Source organism: Flavobacterium undicola (assembly GCF_009909155.2).
Taxonomy (GTDB): domain Bacteria; phylum Bacteroidota; class Bacteroidia; order Flavobacteriales; family Flavobacteriaceae; genus Flavobacterium; species Flavobacterium undicola.
The window spans coordinates 1-17,767 of record NZ_JAAAPM020000034.1; the positions used below are offsets into that span (position 1 = coordinate 1).

At 33.4% G+C, this 17,767-nt stretch carries 14 protein-coding genes and 1 pseudogene; 14 read left to right on the plus strand and 1 reads right to left on the minus strand.

Annotation, left to right across the window (positions count from 1 at the left end; genetic code table 11):
• From GTZ96_RS15650 to GTZ96_RS15685, 8 genes and pseudogenes are all read left to right on the plus strand, one after another.
• Positions 1–117 (plus strand): annotated as a pseudogene (locus GTZ96_RS15650) (IS1595 family transposase); the annotation flags it as partial.
• A 17-nt stretch (positions 118–134) separates the two neighbouring features.
• A complete protein-coding gene (locus GTZ96_RS15655; protein ID WP_161644849.1) occupies positions 135–1,937 on the plus strand; it encodes an amidohydrolase in 1,803 nt (600 codons plus the stop codon).
• Between the two features lie 308 nt (positions 1,938–2,245).
• On the plus strand, positions 2,246–3,316 hold the full coding sequence (locus GTZ96_RS15660; protein WP_161644850.1) for an alkene reductase: 1,071 nt from the start codon (positions 2,246–2,248) through the stop codon (positions 3,314–3,316).
• 42 nt (positions 3,317–3,358) lie between these two features.
• Entirely contained in the window at positions 3,359–4,882 is a 1,524-nt protein-coding gene (locus GTZ96_RS15665) for a GMC family oxidoreductase (RefSeq protein ID WP_161644851.1), read from the plus strand.
• Positions 4,883–4,894: 12 nt separating this feature from the next.
• Positions 4,895–5,641 carry an SDR family oxidoreductase gene (locus GTZ96_RS15670; protein ID WP_161644852.1) on the plus strand — a complete coding sequence of 249 codons (747 nt, stop codon included), beginning with the start codon at positions 4,895–4,897 and terminating at the stop codon, positions 5,639–5,641.
• Positions 5,642–5,679: 38 nt separating this feature from the next.
• Positions 5,680–6,555 (plus strand): pirin family protein, encoded by an 876-nt coding sequence (locus GTZ96_RS15675; RefSeq protein ID WP_161644853.1) that lies wholly within the window; start codon positions 5,680–5,682, stop codon positions 6,553–6,555.
• A 169-nt stretch (positions 6,556–6,724) separates the two neighbouring features.
• A complete protein-coding gene (locus GTZ96_RS15680; RefSeq protein WP_161644854.1) occupies positions 6,725–7,714 on the plus strand; it encodes an MBL fold metallo-hydrolase in 990 nt (329 codons plus the stop codon).
• A 293-nt stretch (positions 7,715–8,007) separates the two neighbouring features.
• On the plus strand, positions 8,008–9,495 hold the full coding sequence (locus tag GTZ96_RS15685; protein WP_161644855.1) for a hypothetical protein: 1,488 nt from the start codon (positions 8,008–8,010) through the stop codon (positions 9,493–9,495).
• On the opposite strand, the gene GTZ96_RS15690 is transcribed toward GTZ96_RS15685, so the two are convergent.
• Positions 9,472–9,639: a hypothetical protein gene (locus GTZ96_RS15690; RefSeq protein ID WP_161644856.1), complete on the minus strand. Its 168-nt coding sequence runs from the start codon at positions 9,637–9,639 to the stop codon at positions 9,472–9,474. The genes GTZ96_RS15685 and GTZ96_RS15690 overlap by 24 nt on opposite strands.
• A gap of 423 nt (positions 9,640–10,062) precedes the next feature.
• Here GTZ96_RS15690 and GTZ96_RS15695 point away from each other — a divergent pair, with 423 nt between their 5' ends.
• From GTZ96_RS15695 to GTZ96_RS15720, 6 genes are all read left to right on the plus strand, one after another.
• Entirely contained in the window at positions 10,063–10,368 is a 306-nt protein-coding gene (locus GTZ96_RS15695; RefSeq protein WP_161644857.1) for a helix-turn-helix domain-containing protein, read from the plus strand.
• Positions 10,365–11,180, plus strand: a complete 816-nt coding sequence (locus GTZ96_RS15700) for a transcriptional regulator (RefSeq protein ID WP_161644858.1) — start codon at positions 10,365–10,367, stop codon at positions 11,178–11,180. The genes GTZ96_RS15695 and GTZ96_RS15700 overlap by 4 nt, the downstream gene beginning before the upstream one ends.
• A 113-nt stretch (positions 11,181–11,293) precedes the next feature.
• The gene (locus GTZ96_RS15705; protein WP_161644859.1) at positions 11,294–11,917 is read left to right on the plus strand and encodes an AAA family ATPase; all 624 of its coding nucleotides are present in this window, start codon (positions 11,294–11,296) and stop codon (positions 11,915–11,917) included.
• A gap of 183 nt (positions 11,918–12,100) precedes the next feature.
• Positions 12,101–12,391, plus strand: coding sequence for a helix-turn-helix domain-containing protein (locus GTZ96_RS15710; RefSeq protein ID WP_111410504.1), 291 nt, complete (start codon positions 12,101–12,103; stop codon positions 12,389–12,391).
• Between the two features lie 49 nt (positions 12,392–12,440).
• On the plus strand, positions 12,441–13,691 hold the full coding sequence (locus tag GTZ96_RS15715; RefSeq protein ID WP_161644860.1) for a type II toxin-antitoxin system HipA family toxin: 1,251 nt from the start codon (positions 12,441–12,443) through the stop codon (positions 13,689–13,691).
• Between the two features lie 19 nt (positions 13,692–13,710).
• The gene (locus tag GTZ96_RS15720; RefSeq protein WP_161644861.1) at positions 13,711–17,751 is read left to right on the plus strand and encodes a hypothetical protein; all 4,041 of its coding nucleotides are present in this window, start codon (positions 13,711–13,713) and stop codon (positions 17,749–17,751) included.
• Positions 17,752–17,767: the final 16 nt, after the last annotated feature.

Consider the following 17,767-nt stretch of genomic DNA (forward strand, 5'->3'; position numbering starts at 1 on the left):
TGTTTTAGGATAAACCGTTCTCAATTTAAAACAAGTATTTTTCATAAATCCATAGAAAGAATGGTGAATGCAAAACCGATTTATCAAAAAAACATAAAACAGATATTAAGTGTATAACTCAATAAAATTTTATTATGAAAAAACTAATAGTATTACTCATTGCAATTTTGTTTGCAAATATGTTGAATGCGCAGTCTAAAGGCGATTTTATCGGTGCTGACCTGATTGTATTTAATGCAAAAATTACCACTGGAAGTCTCTCACAACCGGAAGCTTCTGCACTGGCTGTAAAAAGAGGTCGAATCTATGCTGTAGGCACTGATGCTGAGATACTCAATCTGAAAGACAACAACACTAAATTGATTGATGCAGACCAAAGGCGCTTGATACCTGGTTTAAATGATGCACATATACATGTACTAAATGAAAAGGGTTACAACTATACTGTAAGATGGGAAGGTGTACCAACATTACAACGGGCATTGGAGATGCTGAGCGAGCAGGCAAAACGAACCCCCGAAGGTCAATGGGTAAAAGTGATTGGTGGCTGGTCGCCATACCAATTTAAGGAAAACCGCCTACCAACAATTGAGGAGATAAAAAAAGCGGTACCAAACAGACCGGTGATTGTGCAGTATGCCTATAATCGCGCATTTTTAAATGAACTGGCCATGAAAGCTTTCGGAGTTGGAACCGACCGCTTTCCAGCATTTCCGGGTACAGTATTCGAAAAAGACAAAAAAGGAAATTATACAGGAGTTGTACAAGGCTACACTTTGCTCTTTATTGCATTGGAATTTATGGTTCCTCAACCTACTTTTGAAGAGCAAGTAAGTTCATTAACTCATGCCATTAATGACTTGAACCGTTTTGGAATCACTTCGATTGTCGATGCAGTAGGTTTGAATCCCTATCCCCAGGGTCATACTCAGATAGCGCTATTGGCGAAGGAAAATCGTCTGAACATAAGGTTTCCTTTCATTGATGCACAATTTGGTGATACCAGCAGCCCCAGTCTGGTAGATGCAGAAATTAACGCTATCACAAAAAAGGCTCCCATAAGTCCGGGAGAAAATATGCATCCAACAATGGCGCATGGTCATGAGTATGAAGGTGCAGGTGAATCGATCAGGTTGGAATTACATGACCACGAAAATTTTGACATGCCAGCCGTCATCATAGATAAGGATACAATGCGACATTATATTGAACAGGACATTTCCAAGCTAGTAAAGAAAAGAATCCCCTTTCGCATGCATATTAGTTACAACGAAAATATTACCCCTTTTCTGGATGCTTTGGAAAATATAAATCGAAAGATACCCTTCGACGGGTTACGCTGGGGTATTGAACATGCTGAAACTATCACTCCAGAGAATATTGCCAGAGTAAAAAAACTTGGTGGAGGTATCGCACTTGATATGAAAATGGCGATGCATGGTGATGGGTTTATCAAAACTTATGGACGTGAAAAAGCGTTGCAAACGCCGAGATTGAGACAGTTGGTAGACAGCGGTGTACCTCTGGCTATGACAACGGATGCATTCAGGGCTTCCTCATACAATCCCTGGATAGGCATTAGCTGGATGACAACAGGAAAATCTGTGTCGGGATCTGAAATATTGACGAAAGACAACCGTTTGACACGGGCTGAAGCTCTAAAACTAATCACCGTTGGACCAACATGGTTTGAACAACAGGAAAATGAGATGGGTAAAATTGTTCCGGGACATCTGGCAGATTTTGTATTGCTAAACAAAGATTACTTTTCTATACCGGATGACGAAATAAAAACTATTTCTTCTGTGTTGACTATTGTGGATGGCAGAGTGGTATTTGGTACAGGAAAGTACAGCAACTTAGCTCCCAAATTATCTGAGCCAATTCCATCGTGGTCGCCAATAAAGTATTTTGGGGGTTACTACATTGGAAATTAATACTTAAAAATGCGGATATCCAATCATAGAAAAAGCAACCGCATTTGAAAATTTCGGTGAATTCAATCTCTGATAAATGTTTCTGACCAAAGCGACAAATAAGTAAACTATTATTTGTCGCTTTTTTCAGCTCTAATTATAGATCTGATGATGCTAATGTTACCATATACTTTCGCTGCAGAATAATGCTATCAAATAAAAACCGTTGACATTTATCAACGGTTTTTATTATCATATCTCATCGTTTTCTGATGCTGTTAAATCGCAATTTTACTTGATAAATAATAATAAATATTAAACCTATTAGCATGAAATTATTACAACCCTACAATATAGGAAATCTGAATTTTAAGAACAGTATAGTAATGTCGCCTATGACAAGAGCCCGTGGTGAGGAAACTAATGACCTGACTGTTTTGTACTATACTCAAAGAGCTAGCGCAGGATTAATTATTACTGAAGGTATAAATATATCAGAGCAAGCACTTGGAAGCCCATTTACACCAGGAATTTTTAATCCTAAGCAAATTGCAGGCTGGAAACAAGTAACCGATGCAGTTCACCGAAACGGAGGGAAAATTTTTGCTCAACTTTGGCACACTGGACGCGTAGGACATTCTGCTGACAGAAACGGAGAACTTCCGGTTGCTCCGTCAGCTATACCAATCACCGGACAGCAACATTTTTCTTCACAAGGCGCAAAAGACTATGAAACTCCAAGAGAACTCAGTACTGAAGAAATAAAGCAAGTGATACAAGACTATAAACAAGCCGCTATAAACTCAATGGCTGCCGGCTTTGACGGTGTTGAACTACACGCCGCCACTGGCTACCTGCCAAATCAGTTTTTAGCAGAAAGTTCCAACCTACGCACCGACGAATATGGAGGCAGTATTGAAAATCGTAGTCGCTTTATTCTTGAAGTGATGCAGGAAATGACAACTGCTATTGGGAAAGATAAAGTAGGTATCAAATTATCGCCAAGCATCCCATATAATAGTATTTTGGAAAGCGAACCAGTTGCTGTTTATTCCTATTTGATAAAACAATTGAATCTGCTTCCGTTGGCGTATATCCATTTGATGAATGCGCTATATCTTCCTGAAAACTTAACGCAATATCCGAAAGATGTAATGGGTGTTCTTGGAATTTTGACGAACCATCCCATCATAGCTAACGCAGGTTATGACAAGGAAAGTGGCGAGAAAGAACTCGAAAGAGGAATTGCAAAGATGGTTTCCTATGGCAAATTATTTATTTCCAATCCTGACTTGCCAAAACGATTTGAAATCAACGCCGAACTCACCGAAGCTGATCAGATGACATTCTATGGTGGAGGTGAAAAAGGTTACACAGATTATACTTCGTTACACAAATAAACATACTCTTAGTTTTTTAAAAATCTAGTTAAAGTATATCCCATGAATAATTTACAAAAATCAAATCAAGCTTATGACTTTATAGTAGTCGGAGGCGGTTCAGCGGGTGCGGTTATGGCATCACGCCTTAGCGAAAAAAGCAATCAAAATATTTTACTTATTGAAGGGGGAAAAGCATATTCTGCTTGGGATTATCCGAATGCAATTTCCAGTGCAGATAACCCCGGAGGTGATGTGGAGCATAACTGGGGATTTCAATCAGAACCTACTATTTATGGAAATAAAATGGATTTGCCACGAGGAAAAGTCTTGGGAGGAAGTTCTGCTATCAATGGTGCAGTTGCATTACGTGCAAGACCCCAAGATTTTAAAAACTGGAACCTTCCCGGATGGTCTTACGAAGAAATGCTTCCCTATTTTAAAAAATTGGAAACAAGTGATTCAGGAGATAAAGAGCTACATGGGTTTGACGGTCCTTTGCCAGTACGCCAATTACTTCGGACTGATTTAACATCTGTTCAGAGAGCATTTGTTGATGCAACAGTCAATATAGGCTACAATGCTATCCAAGATTTTGATGGTGCAGATGCCAATGGTGTTGGACCTTACCGAATGAATGTGGTAAATGGTGTTCGGGTAAATACTGGAATAGCATATCTCACCAATACTGTTCGTGAACGTAAAAACCTTACTATACTTTCACAATCTATTGTTGACCGTGTATTGTTCAAAGAAAAAAAAGCAATAGGAATTGTTTTGGCAAATGGAGATGAATTTTTCGCTAATGAAATTATTCTTTCTGGTGGTACATATGGAAGTGCTGCTATATTGCTTCGGTCAGGAATTGGAGCAAAGAATGATTTAGAGCAATTGTCTATCCCGATTATAGCCGATTTACCTGTAGGGAAAAATTTAAAAGACCATCCTTTTCATTATGCTGCTTTTGCACTGCATAAAGAAATGGTAGAAAGTAAGTCGCCACCAATAGCTACAAAGTTGTGGACTTCAACATTCAAAGACAATGAAGCAGAATTAGACCTTCACATCACAGCTACTCATCTTTTACCGGATGAATATAGCCCTACGAAAAGTGGATTTGTTTTGGGAGTTGCTATAACCACCCCTATTTCAAAAGGAAAAGTGTGGATTGATACCAAAGACCCCAACATACTTCCAAAAGTAGATTTGAATTTTTTGGATGATAAAGAAGATACTAAACGAATGATTGAAGGAGCTAAAATTGCAAGACGTATTGCAGCAACTGCACCATTATCTGCATTTATTCATTCAGAAATTGCACCCGGTACATCAGTTGTAACAGATCATGAATTGGAAGAAGCTATCAAAAAAAATGTAGCAAGCTATGCTCATCCTACCACAAGTGCTCCAATGGGAGCTATAAATTCTAAAGAAGCAGTGGTTGATTTAGAAGGAAGAGTACATCACGTTGAATCACTTCGAGTAGTTGATGCATCTATTTTTCCAGATACTATTTCGGTGGCTACTAATGTAACGGTAATTGCAGTAGCAGAACGAATAGCTGATATTATATGCAAAACTTTATAACCATATGAAATTATGACAACGTTAATAAAAAAAGTAGCACTGGTAACAGGTGCTGCAACGGGTATTGGTCGTGCTATTGCAATCCGTTTGGCAAAAGACGGAATTGCGGTAGCGGTTAACTATGTGGGAGATTCAAAACAAGCAGATGAAGTAATTAATGAAATCAAACAAGCAGGCGGAACCGCAGTAGCATTTGAAGCAAACGTGAGTGTAGTTTCAGAAATTGTTCAATTGTTTGATGATGTAAGTAGTGAATTTGGCGGTATCGATATTGTAGTAGCTAATGCGGGAATTGCTGTTATGGGCATCCCAATAATTGACGTTACCGAAGCGGATTTTGACCGAATTAATGCTGTAAATTACAAGGGAACCTATTTTGTGTTGCAACAAGCAGCTAAACAAGTTAAGAACGGTGGGCGCATTATTCAAATATCTTCTACCAGTTCACTTTATCCGGCAGCAGGTCTTGGAATTTATGCGCCTAGCAAAGCCGCTGGTAAAGTGATTACAGAAATATTGGCACAAGAACTTGGTCATCGCCAAATATCAGTGAACAGTGTTTTTCCTGGACCAACAAGGACACCGCTAATGCAAAAAGAGGTTTCGAAAGAAGAAATGGAAAGAATTACGCAAAATATGAATCTAGGAAGAATGGGAGAACCAGAAGATATTGCCAATGTAGTTGCATTTCTTGCTGGCTCCGATGGAGCATGGATAAATGGGCAGCAAATAATTGCAAATGGTGGAGGTCGGATATAAGTGTTACTGATTTAGTAATAAAAATAATCAATTTAAAAATGAAAAAGCAAACAAGTTTCTCAACTAAAGGTAATAGAACAAACCTTGGACCTTTAAGCATCAATCGAATGTTACCAAATAGATACGCCAGCAAAGTGGGTCCTTTTGTGTTTCTCGATTATATTGCTCCTGCCGTCAAAGAAATAATAAATAAAAATGGTATGGGCGCACATCCACATCGAGGAATTGCCACATTAACTTATATACTTCAAGGTGAAGAAGAACATTTTGATAGTGCCGGAAATTACGCCAAAATACATTCGGGTGGTGTACAATGGATGAAAGCAGGTACAGGAATAGTTCATGATGGAAATTTAAATTACGATCCCGAAACAAATAGTAAAATTATTCAGGGATTTCAATTTTGGATTAATCTGCCTGCAAAAAATAAAGCAGAAAAACCAGCCCATTTAGCAATTCAAGCCAGCGAAGTACCTCAAAAAGCATTACCTAATGAAAGTGGATGGATAAAAGTGATTGTAGGTAATTATGAAGAATTAAGCTCAAAAATCCCTAATTATTCCGAACAGTTTTTGTTACATATCCATTTGGAAGCAGGAAAACAATTTTCTATCAGTTTGAATGATAAAATAGAGGCTGCCGCTTTTTTAACTACTCAAAATGTAATCCTAAACGATGCTGAATTTGAAGCTGGAGAGTTTGTGGAATTTAGCAGAAAAGCGGGGGAAATTGAGATAAAAAACACGGCACAAACAACAGTTGATGTTCTATTATTTGGTGGAGAAGAATATACAGAACCTGTAATAGCTGAAGGTCCGTTTGTAATGAACAGTAAAAAAGAAATAGTCTTAGCTTATGAGGATTTTTACAACGGAAAATATGGGGAGATAAAAAACAAAAAAGGCAAAGCGTAAAAAGCAAAACAAGAATTTACTAAACAGAGTCAGAATCCTAAATTAAACATTAATAATTCTATCAACCTTTTGGACTACATTTGAAAAGATGTTCTTCAAGAAAAATCAATTACGGAATTGTTTAAATCAATCAAAAGATTAGGAAATAGTATAATCATTAAATTAGTATATGACACTGAAATCATTTAATAGTAAATTGAAATTTGTAAAGCCTGATTGGAAAGGCAACGAGTTAAATAGTAAAGGTTTGTACACTAACTTGTATGGTGATGATATTAAGAAATTTAGTGATTTATGGCGTTGGATGTCAAATCCCAGACCACTTACAAAACTCAAAAAAGAACAAGTATCGCCTTTGAGTTGGAAACCTATAAACAATATTACAGATAAAAGTACAAATGGAATTATTCCTATTGGACACGCTTGCTTTATTATTGATTTAAACAATATCCGTATATTAATTGACCCTGTTATTGCTCCCAACCGTTTTATGAAAAGATATACAGAAGTGCCTTTTCAGATAAAAGAGTTAGTTAATGTCGATTATCTTTTACTTTCACATAATCATCGTGACCATATTGATAAAAACAGTGTTATTCAAATATGCAGGTATAATCCCGGAGCAATTATTTTAACCGGTTTAGAAATTGGAAAAATTTTAAAAGGATGGGGCATAAAAAATGAAATTCAGGAAGCAGGCTGGTATCAGCAATATAAAACGTCTGAAAACCTTGCTATTGACTATTTACCCAACCAGCATTGGTCAAGACGATGGATAAGCGACACAAACTTAAACCTCTGGGGCTCGTTTATGATACAAGATAAAGTATCCCAAAAGAATATTTACTTTGCTGGAGACAGTGGTTATGGCGCTCATTTCTCCGATATTGGCAATGACTACAACATAGATTTGGCATTGATAGGAATTGGAGCTTACGAGCCTCAATGGTTTATGCATCCGGCACATACAGGACCAACAGATGCAATTAAAGCGTTCAAAGACTTGAAAGCAAAATATTGGATGCCTATGCATTACGGAACTTTTGACCTAAGTGATGAACCCGTTTATTATCCTGAAAAAATAGTAAGAGAACAACACCCGGAAGCTATTGAACATATAATTTGGATGCAGATTGGAGAAAAGATAACTTCATTTTAAATTATTTTTTTTTAGAAATAAAAACTTACGCATACTAAAATAAGACAAGGAAATTGCACATAGCAAGGTATTCCCAAAAGTTCTCAGACAAAAGTAATTGTAGGCAACTATAAAGAAATTGAAATAGACAATTTTACACCTGGCACAATTCGAAAAGCCTTTGATGGTGAAGATATCCTCAAAAATTCATTGACCCAAACAGAACAGGCTAATTTCTCATTTTTTGATATTGGCGAACGCCATTTTTGATTTTGCACCGGCAATCTAGTACCCTGCCTCTAGCCATATAATATATGAAACAAAAATATATTCTGGAAAACTATGATAAGATCCTAAAAGAAATCAAAAATCCAAAAATCATTTTCAGTAATGATTTAACACCTTTCTTAGAAAATTTCACTTCTGAAAGCTTCCTTATACACCAGATAGATTTTATAAAGCAAAGCGGTAAGACAAAATACGTTGTCAAAAAACCAATCCACAATCTGCATCCAAAAGTTAGAAAACTAAATTTCAAAGAAGCCAATATAGCTGAAGAATTTGAACCATTTATCCCTAAAATCCTTGATGAATTAAATATTCCCGGAACCCAAATCAATTTGCGTAGTTGCAACAAAAACGAAAATACTTTATACATTTTGCAGGAATGTGAAATCGATGATTTATCACAAGAAAAACGTTTCTTTCTATATTGTTACCATTCACTTAAAAATGAAAACTCAAAAATTAAGAAAATCAATAAAGAACGGGTATTCAAATTCAAATCAAAAGAACGCATCGAACAATACATTCATAGAAAACAGTATGCACTTGAAAATTTAGCCCATCGATTAATCAAAGAAATCAATCCCGTAAATTCATCAGACCTATATCAATTCTCTAATAACTATGATAAAATTGATTGCCTGAAAATCACCTACATCTATCTTGAAAAATTACTTCGTTTCATTGAAAAAGAATATCGTAATTACCTCAACGTAAATATTCAAATCCCCTATCGTTCCACTTTGGTCAAAGAATTTGAAATTACCAACAAACTCAAAAAAGTCAAATCACGATTATTGGAAAGCAACATTAACGATCAGTTATTGAAATTGGCCTATGAGCCGTTATTAAAAATTGCAACAATAAACATACAGGAAAAGTTGACCTATTATGAATTCAATTATTGTTCAGAATTTATCCTGGCACTTTACAAACAAATCCATTTCGAAAGTATTTCTGAAGAAACAATCAAAGAATGTCTTTTCGATTTAAACTTCAATTCTACACAGTTTTTTGATAATTTAACTAATGATATTTTGATTGAATTATCCAAACAGGAAAACAACATTCAAAAAATTGACATCCTTTATAGATTACTCAAAAATTACAATCAAAAACAAACCCGGACTTTCATCAAATACAATGAAAATTTGCCTTCAATAAAAGAGCAAATCATCGGTTGGATTGAGGAAGAAATTGAATATTTATCCAAAAAAATGAAATTGGATGCCAATCAATTTACTAATATTTCTAACAGCGAAGATAAAATCAAATTTCTCACAGGATTATCAGTAGCGCAGTTGAGTTACTTTTTCGCATTACTTATCGAAACAGGAATAATAAAACATAAAAATCAAGCAGATATATTTCGTTTTATTTCAGAAAATTTCAAAACAGTAAATACAGATAAAATCTCAACAGATAGCATAAAATCAAAATACTACAATGTTGAAGCGACGACAAAAAATGTTATCCGTGAAAAAATAATTGAATTACTCGGATTGACGAAATCTTAAAACTTCTTTCAGCATTCGCCATCCAAAACCATCCATTCCAAGTAAAGTTTCATCGTTAATCACTAACAATGCTGAAATAGTTGGGATTTTGTGTAAATCCATAAATCGTTGTAATTCGGGACTAATTGTTGTTTCTTCTTTCATAACTAAATCCTTTTAAGATATACGAAAAAAATCCATTTTGACATTGGCACAAACAACAGCGTGGGACATCGATCACCAGCATCAGAGGTACGACCAAGCACCTACAGCCACGATAAACCGAGCCCACGCATAACGTAGGCGAACAGTTTATTCGTAGGCTGATTATAAGAAGTTTGGTCGTTTTCTGATGCCCTAAATAACTTTCGCAATATATTTTATAGAGATTGAAACTCTATTTTCTATTCATTAGGCAAATTTAGTCAAAATTGAATAAATAAGAGGCTGACATTAGTATTAATAAAAACTTTTTTCTGCTGAATGGTTGATTTTGCTATACTTTGTTGGGGGTTGCGCAACCCCCGTAACTGTTTTGGCATTAGTTTAATATTTCTCTTTGTCCAGAATATTTAAAACCACAACACTATGGCAATCGAAGTTATTACTCGCGAAGATTTAAACGAATTCCGAACACTGCTTTTAGCAGATTTAAGCGAAATGTTTAATTCAAAACCACAACAGCAAAAACAATGGCTCAAATCTACCGAAGTCAGAAAACTGCTAAACATCTCTCCAGGTACTTTACAAAATCTGCGCATCAACGGAACATTATCCTACACCAAAATTGGCGGAATCATTTATTACGCATACAGTGATTTAATGAAAGTATTAGAAGAAAATAAAGTGGACGCAACAGTTACTTTATTCAATCCAAAATGGTTGGTACGATGAATTACATAAAACACCTGACAGGTTTTTTCGACAGAATTGTTCAGGATCGAAGCCTCAATCCAACACACATTAGCCTTTATATCGCGCTTTTTCAATTCTGGAATGTAAACCGTTTTCAAAACCCAATAAGCATAACTCGTGATGAAGTAATGCGTATCAGTAAAATTTGTTCCAAAGCAACTTATCATAAATGTATGCGCGAACTAAACGATAAAGGATATATCAAATACGAGCCATCATTCAACCCATTCAAGGGCAGTATGGTCATACTTTTTAATTTTTCAGAAGACCTGAAACCAGTTCAAAAAAGAGTAAGCAACACCGAAAAAATTTTATCAAATGCAGGACAGCTTGTGAACAAGCAACAAACTAGTGATGAAACAAGTACTGAACAAGCGCTGGTACCTTCTATAAACTATATAAACAAAACAAACATTTCAAACGATTTAAACTTGGACGAGCAATCAAAAAATTTTCAAATTGAAGATGAATTTTTAAAAAATGATAATGCAAAAAAAGAAAAAAAGTTGCGCGAAAAAAAGAAGAATTTTTCAACTCCAACAAACGAGGAAATCAAGGCATATTTCCTCGAACAAAATTTTCCCGAACTCGAAGCCAATAAATTCTTCAATTACTTCTCCAGCAACGGTTGGTTAGTTGGTGGTAAAACTCCGATGGTCGATTGGCAAGCATCAGCAAAAAACTGGATGTTAAATAGCATAAATTTCAAACACAACACCGATACAACACCGATAAATCGAGCCAAACACCTCAACACAGGAACAGACAAAGACTATTCAGAACCATTGTAGCTGTCATTGCGAGGTACGAAGCACCCGAGCGAAGCGAACAGAACGTTAGCTAATCTCACTTTGTAAACCTTTCACTCAACCTTTGGATTCTTTGCGGTTAAATTTTAAAATTTATGAAAACAGAAATACCACATTACAATTACCCGGAAATAATCCTTTGGCTCGAAAAAAAAGGAGTTGAATTATACGGAAATCATTTCATAATCCTAGAAAATGATTATCCTATAATTTACAAACTCATTGCCTATTTCGTCAAAGATGAAGCAACTTGTTTTCAATATAACATCAGCCTCAACAAAGGAATTTTACTTTCTGGTCCCGTAGGCTGTGGCAAAACATCACTAATGAATTTAATGAAACACCTAACCTCTACCGAATACAAATTTTTCGTAAAACCGTGCCGGGATATCAGCTTTGAATTTATCCAGGACGGCTACCAAATCATCCATAAATACAGCAAAGGCAAACTATATGAATCAGAACCCAAAACAATTTGCTTCGACGATTTAGGAACTGAAAATAACCTGAAATATTACGGAAATGAGTGCAATGTAATGGCAGAAATTCTATTAAGCCGGTATGATATTTTTAGAAGTAAAAAAATCCAAACACATATAACTACAAATTTATCTGCAAGTGAAATTGAGAATGTATATGGTAATCGTGTTAGAAGTAGACTGAGAGAACTATGCAATTTAATTGCCTATGATAGAAATTCAATAGACAAACGAAAATAAATTAAATATAACTTTGGCAAAAACAAAGATTTTTTGCCAAAGTTATATTCATTAAAAATAATTGCTATAAATAGTCCTAAAAGATGATATAACCTTAGCTTCTGAAAAATAAAAATACATAAAAATGTTTGTTATTATGAACATAAACACTATTTTTGTTCATAATAATGAACATTAAGCAAGATGAACAGAAAAAAACAAACCGTTTTTCCTAAGCACCAGATCACATTAGAACAGATGGGGGAAAACATAAAGCTAGCCAGAAAAAGAAGAAAGCTAACTGCTGTTCAGGTAGCAGAAAGAGCAGATATTGTTAGGACTACTTTATATCAAATAGAAAAAGGTAATCCTAGTGTTGCTATTGGTGCTTATTTTAATGTACTAAGAGTATTAGGGCTTCAGGATGATTTTCTTAAACTCGCTTCAGATGATGAACTGGGAAGAAAACTCCAGGATCTTGAACTGTTAAAATAATAGTGTCAACATAACAAACTCTAATAATTAAAAAAGATAACTATTCATAATGTCCACCAACAAAATCGACATATACGTTTACGCACACTGGAAAGAAATGTCCGAACCAAAAATCATTGGCATTCTATCGGCACAACAAGCCAAAGGCAAAAAAGCATTCAGCTTTGAATACGATAAGGAGTGGCTTAAATCAGAGCAAAAATTCATACTCGACCCAGATATTCAATTATATGGTGGTCCACAATACCCAAATCAAAAAGAAAATTTTGGAATATTCTTAGACAGTATGCCCGACACTTGGGGGCGAACACTAATGAAACGTAGAGAAGCACAGTTAGCAAGAGAAAATAATGAAAAACCTAAAACACTCTACGATATTGATTTTCTTTTAGGAGTATACGATGAAAGCCGTATGGGAGCATTACGTTTCAAAATCGACCCTAATGGAGACTTTTTAGACAATAATAAAACTGCCTCTACTCCGCCATGGGCATCCATTCGTGAATTACAAAATGCAGCATCTATTTTTGAGAATGATACTGAGAATGAAGATGTCAACAGATATCTGTCAGTACTCATTGCACCAGGTTCTTCATTAGGCGGAGCAAGACCAAAAGCCAATGTCTTAGATTCAGATAAAAGTCTTTGGATTGCCAAATTCCCATCTAAAACAGATACAACAGATAAAGCTGCGTGGGAATTTCTGGCCTATCAGCTGGCAATAAATGCCGAAATAGAAATGGCACCATGCCGAATAGAAAAAATAATGGGTAACTACCATACTTTTTTCACAAAACGTTTTGACCGGGAAAACGGAGAAAGAATACATTTTGCTTCAGCAATGACAATGACGGCTAATAATGAAGATACAATTCGTGACAATCACGCAAGTTACTTGGACATCGCTGAATTTATTAGCAATTACGGCACAAATGTAGAAGCAAATTTACACCAGCTATGGCGCAGAATAATCTTCAATATTGCTATTTCCAATACAGACGACCATTTAAGAAATCACGGTTTTATACTAACAAAAGAAGGTTGGATACTCTCACCGGCATACGACCTGAATCCATCTATTGACAAAGACGGTTTAGCCTTAAACATAGACACCGATAACAATGCTCTTGATTTTGAATTAGCAAAAAGCGTTGGCGAATATTTCCGTTTAAATAATAATCAAATGGAAGTCATTATACAAGAAGTGCTGAAAGTAACAAGTAACTGGAAAACTATTGCTAAAGAAATAGGGATTTCAAGAAGTGAACAGGAGTTGATGAACAAAGCATTTCATATTTAGATATTAACAATGAGTAATTATGATTCAAGAAAACATCAAAGAAATCCAAAATATAATTAAACCATTCAAGTTTAAATGGAAGAATCATAAAAATGAAAAAGCATTTGAAGCTGATATAAATTGGAATGCTTCAATATTTTTTTCAAAAATCATAATTACAGCTAAAGTATCGGATTATTATTGGTCTAAAAATAAATTGGAGAGTTTTACTAGTGATTACAATTCAAAAAATGATACTACAATTGATATAAATAGTTTAATAGATAAATATTGGATTCGTGAAGTTGTTGGCTTAATTAAAATACCCGATGCAATAAGAAAAATCACTTATGATTTTGAACAAAAACAAAACTATCAACAAGAACTAATTTTCCTTCGAGAATTGTACAAAAATAATAACTCTAAACAAGAAATTAGTAAAAAAGATTATTCGGAATATTTAAAAGAATATAAAAAAAATAACCAACTTTCATTGGATGAAACCTGGCTGACAAAGCATTGGATAACATCTAAAAAAGAAGAAGATGAAAATGTAAAGATTGGTAATATTGATTATTATTTTACTTTACTTGATAATTGGAATGATATTCATTTTTTATACTCTTTAAAAAATAAAAAAAACAAACAGGAAGTTAGAGGGTTAGCTATATTAAAAGAAGATTTTAACTTTATACATACTACACACAAATCATACTTTACCAATTCACCAACAATTGAAGAATTAAAACAACAACAAGTAATTCACGAAATTGGCTCAGAGTATTATATCAACTTTTATAATGCTAAAATTTCTTACTGGGATGCTCTAAGTGATAAAATTGCAGGTTTAGTTTGGGAAAGCATAATTAATAATCAAACAATTCCCAATGATAAAGAAAGGGTAAAAATATATTTAAATAAAATTCTATATTGGGAAAACAGTTGGACAGAGTTTTATAAACATACTACTATATCTTCAAAAGAATTATTTGTCAGGGCCGCTTTTGACTTAGTTCTTGAAGATATTGACATTACAGGAGTAAAAAATGAGTTTTTTAAATGCTATTTAGATGATAATATCAGTTCTAGGTATGCTTTTCAATCTGGTGTGGATTTGAGTGGAGATAATCTAAAAACTTCAAGTAGTTATTATGAGTTTTATGAGAATATGCACTCACTTTCTGATAAATATCAAGGAAATTTATTTTATGTTCAGGGAGTCAGGAATCATTTAGCTTTTCTAATCAAAACAATAATTTGTTGTGATCAAGAATTTTCAAATGTTGTTGATGGAGATAGAATTAAGACAGAACATTTTCCATTAATCAAACAACTACTTAAGAATGGATTAGAAAAACCTTATTTATTATGGAAAACATGCCATTTTTTACTTCAAGATAAACCAACTATAATTCCTTATTTACTTGTTGAACCTGAATTTTCCTCCTTAGCATTTAATCTAATAACAAGGATTAAAATTGAAAGCTCAATTGATAATATAAACAAAGAGATTAAACTTAAACTTTATGAAAAAAGTATAAAACTCATTTTAGACACACTACTTTCAAAATCAGACTATTCAAATAATGAGATCGCACTTCTTACCTTTCAATTGTATAAAGAAATTAACAAAGATAAATTTCAATCATTATCAAACGTTAGAACTCTTGATGAAGAATATAAGATTAGAGAAAATCATAAAAAAAGTGAAAGTTTACTAATCACTATAATTGAAAATTGTCCTATTAATGGATATAATGTGAATACAATAAATAGAGAATATTTACTTCCAGTAATATTTCTTAATCTTGTTAATCTATTCAAAGACTATAAAGAAAGTGAAAAGTATTTAAATGGCACTATTCAATTTTCAATTGCAAAACTAGATGGCTTAAGTTGGCTTTCAAAATGTATTTATTATAGTAAATATGAAAATCAATTTTCCAATATAGAAGAAATCAGGGAAGAATTATCTACTATATTCAAGGACGCTTATTTAAAAAAAATAGAACAAAGAATAATTACTAAGAAAGATTTTTATACAAACGAACTTATTGTAGGACTACCAAATTGGAGTGAAAGAAACGAAAGATTAGCACTAATAGAATGGATTTATCCGATGGTACTAATGAAACAAACAAATCAGTTACACAATTTTTTAACCCCAAAATTTTCTTTAAAAAAGGCGAAGACTGAATATAACGAAGAAAACAGATTTATTGCTAAAAAAATTCGTACTCATTTATTTGTATTACTAAAAGTTCTCAACAAAATTACATCTCATAATGAAGACTATTTTTTAATACAGAATCACCTCAAGCATATAAAAATTGAAATTGAAAAACAAATAATGACTTTGTTAAAGCAATATGCTGTTGTAGGGAAACCATCTAAAATTGATATTTTAAGTTCTTCTTTTGAACTTCAATTGTTTGGTAATTCAAAAGAAGAAGAATTATTACCTCAGATAGCACAAGCTATTAACTGGTTTGACGATAAAAATGAAATTATAAATGTTTTAATAAGTTCAAGCGATTTATTACGCCTACTAATAATTTTAGATTGGATTACCTCGGAAGGACTTAAAAAAGAAATAATCGAAAAAATTAAACGAGCTAAAATTATTGAATTTTTTGACTCTCAAAGTTGGCTTCCTGAAATTGAATTAACATTAACTAAATTATCGCAGTATAAAGATTTGGTTGAACAAACAAAAGATGCATTAGAGTATTGGGAGAATAATATAATTCCTAGACGAAAAGATGAAAAGGACAAACAAGTTTCATTTGCCATAAATTTAATGTTAGCTTATAATGAAAAAGACATTAATAAAATTAATGAGCTTAATGGACCTAAACAAAATACTTTTGGAGCAAGGGACTTCAAGGCATATCATCATAAACAGTTTTTTATTGGATTAATAAATTTTGAAAGTAATCCGGAAGCAGCTTATCAAATATTTGATACACTTTACAATCAATTTAAAGAGAGCCCTTCAATTTCTATTAACCGATTTGCAGCAAAAATTAACTGGGCTACCAAATCAGATAATGAATTAACGAAAAACAAGTTACTCAATGAGGCATTACAAGAATGGAAAGATGCGGAAGAAAATCTTCCAAAAGGAGCTATTGACGAAATAAAAGACAAAGTATGGATAAATAAATTGACTGTCTTTTATAATTTAAGAGATTTTACAGAATTCGAAAAATTATATTTGGAGTTACCTATTCCATACCAAATGATGGAAGATATTATTTCAATGAAAATTGAAATGTTTATAATCCAAGAAAAACAACAAGAAGCTATTTATCTATTACAAAAAGCAAAAGAATATCATAAAGCATCAGATGGTAGCAATCCTGAGTTTATAAGTAAATTACAATCAACAGTAGATGACAAAAGTGATATTAGACTCTTAAAATCAACATACCTTGAAATTTTTTCTAAAAAGCCAAAAACCCTAATTCAAATATTTCCTGAAAAATTAAACGGACAAATTGAAATTGAAAAATTCCTCACCAAAGAGTTTGGGATAGCTTTAAATAAAGTTTTAGACAAAATCCAAGCTATTGATAAAATTGACAGTGAAGATAGATACAATGACTTAGTTCAATTAGCTTTAGAGTCAAGATTTAATATTTTTGAGTGGATAGTTAAAGAACAATCTCGTGGAGGATTCTCTGCAAGTGGTTATAGCTTAGGAGAAAGAGATATCTTAATTCAGGATAGCAATAGTGAAACTATAACTGTATGTGAGGCTTTTATCCATAGAGATTTTACAAGGACTGAGTCACATTTGTATAAAATTTTTAATTATCACCATAATCGAAACCACTTTATAACACTAATATATGATTTAGGGGCTCAAGATAAATTTGAACAAAAATGGAATATTTATTTAAACGATACTGTTTCTAAAATAAAATATCCTATCGGTTTTGAAATTGATACAAATCAAACAAAAGATGTAACAAATGAATTCGATTATAAAAATTCGGCGATTAAAATTGGTGTAACCACACATGGTAAGAATATAAATATTTATCACTTAATGGTAAATTTGAATTACAAAGTATAATATTAAATTTTAAGGA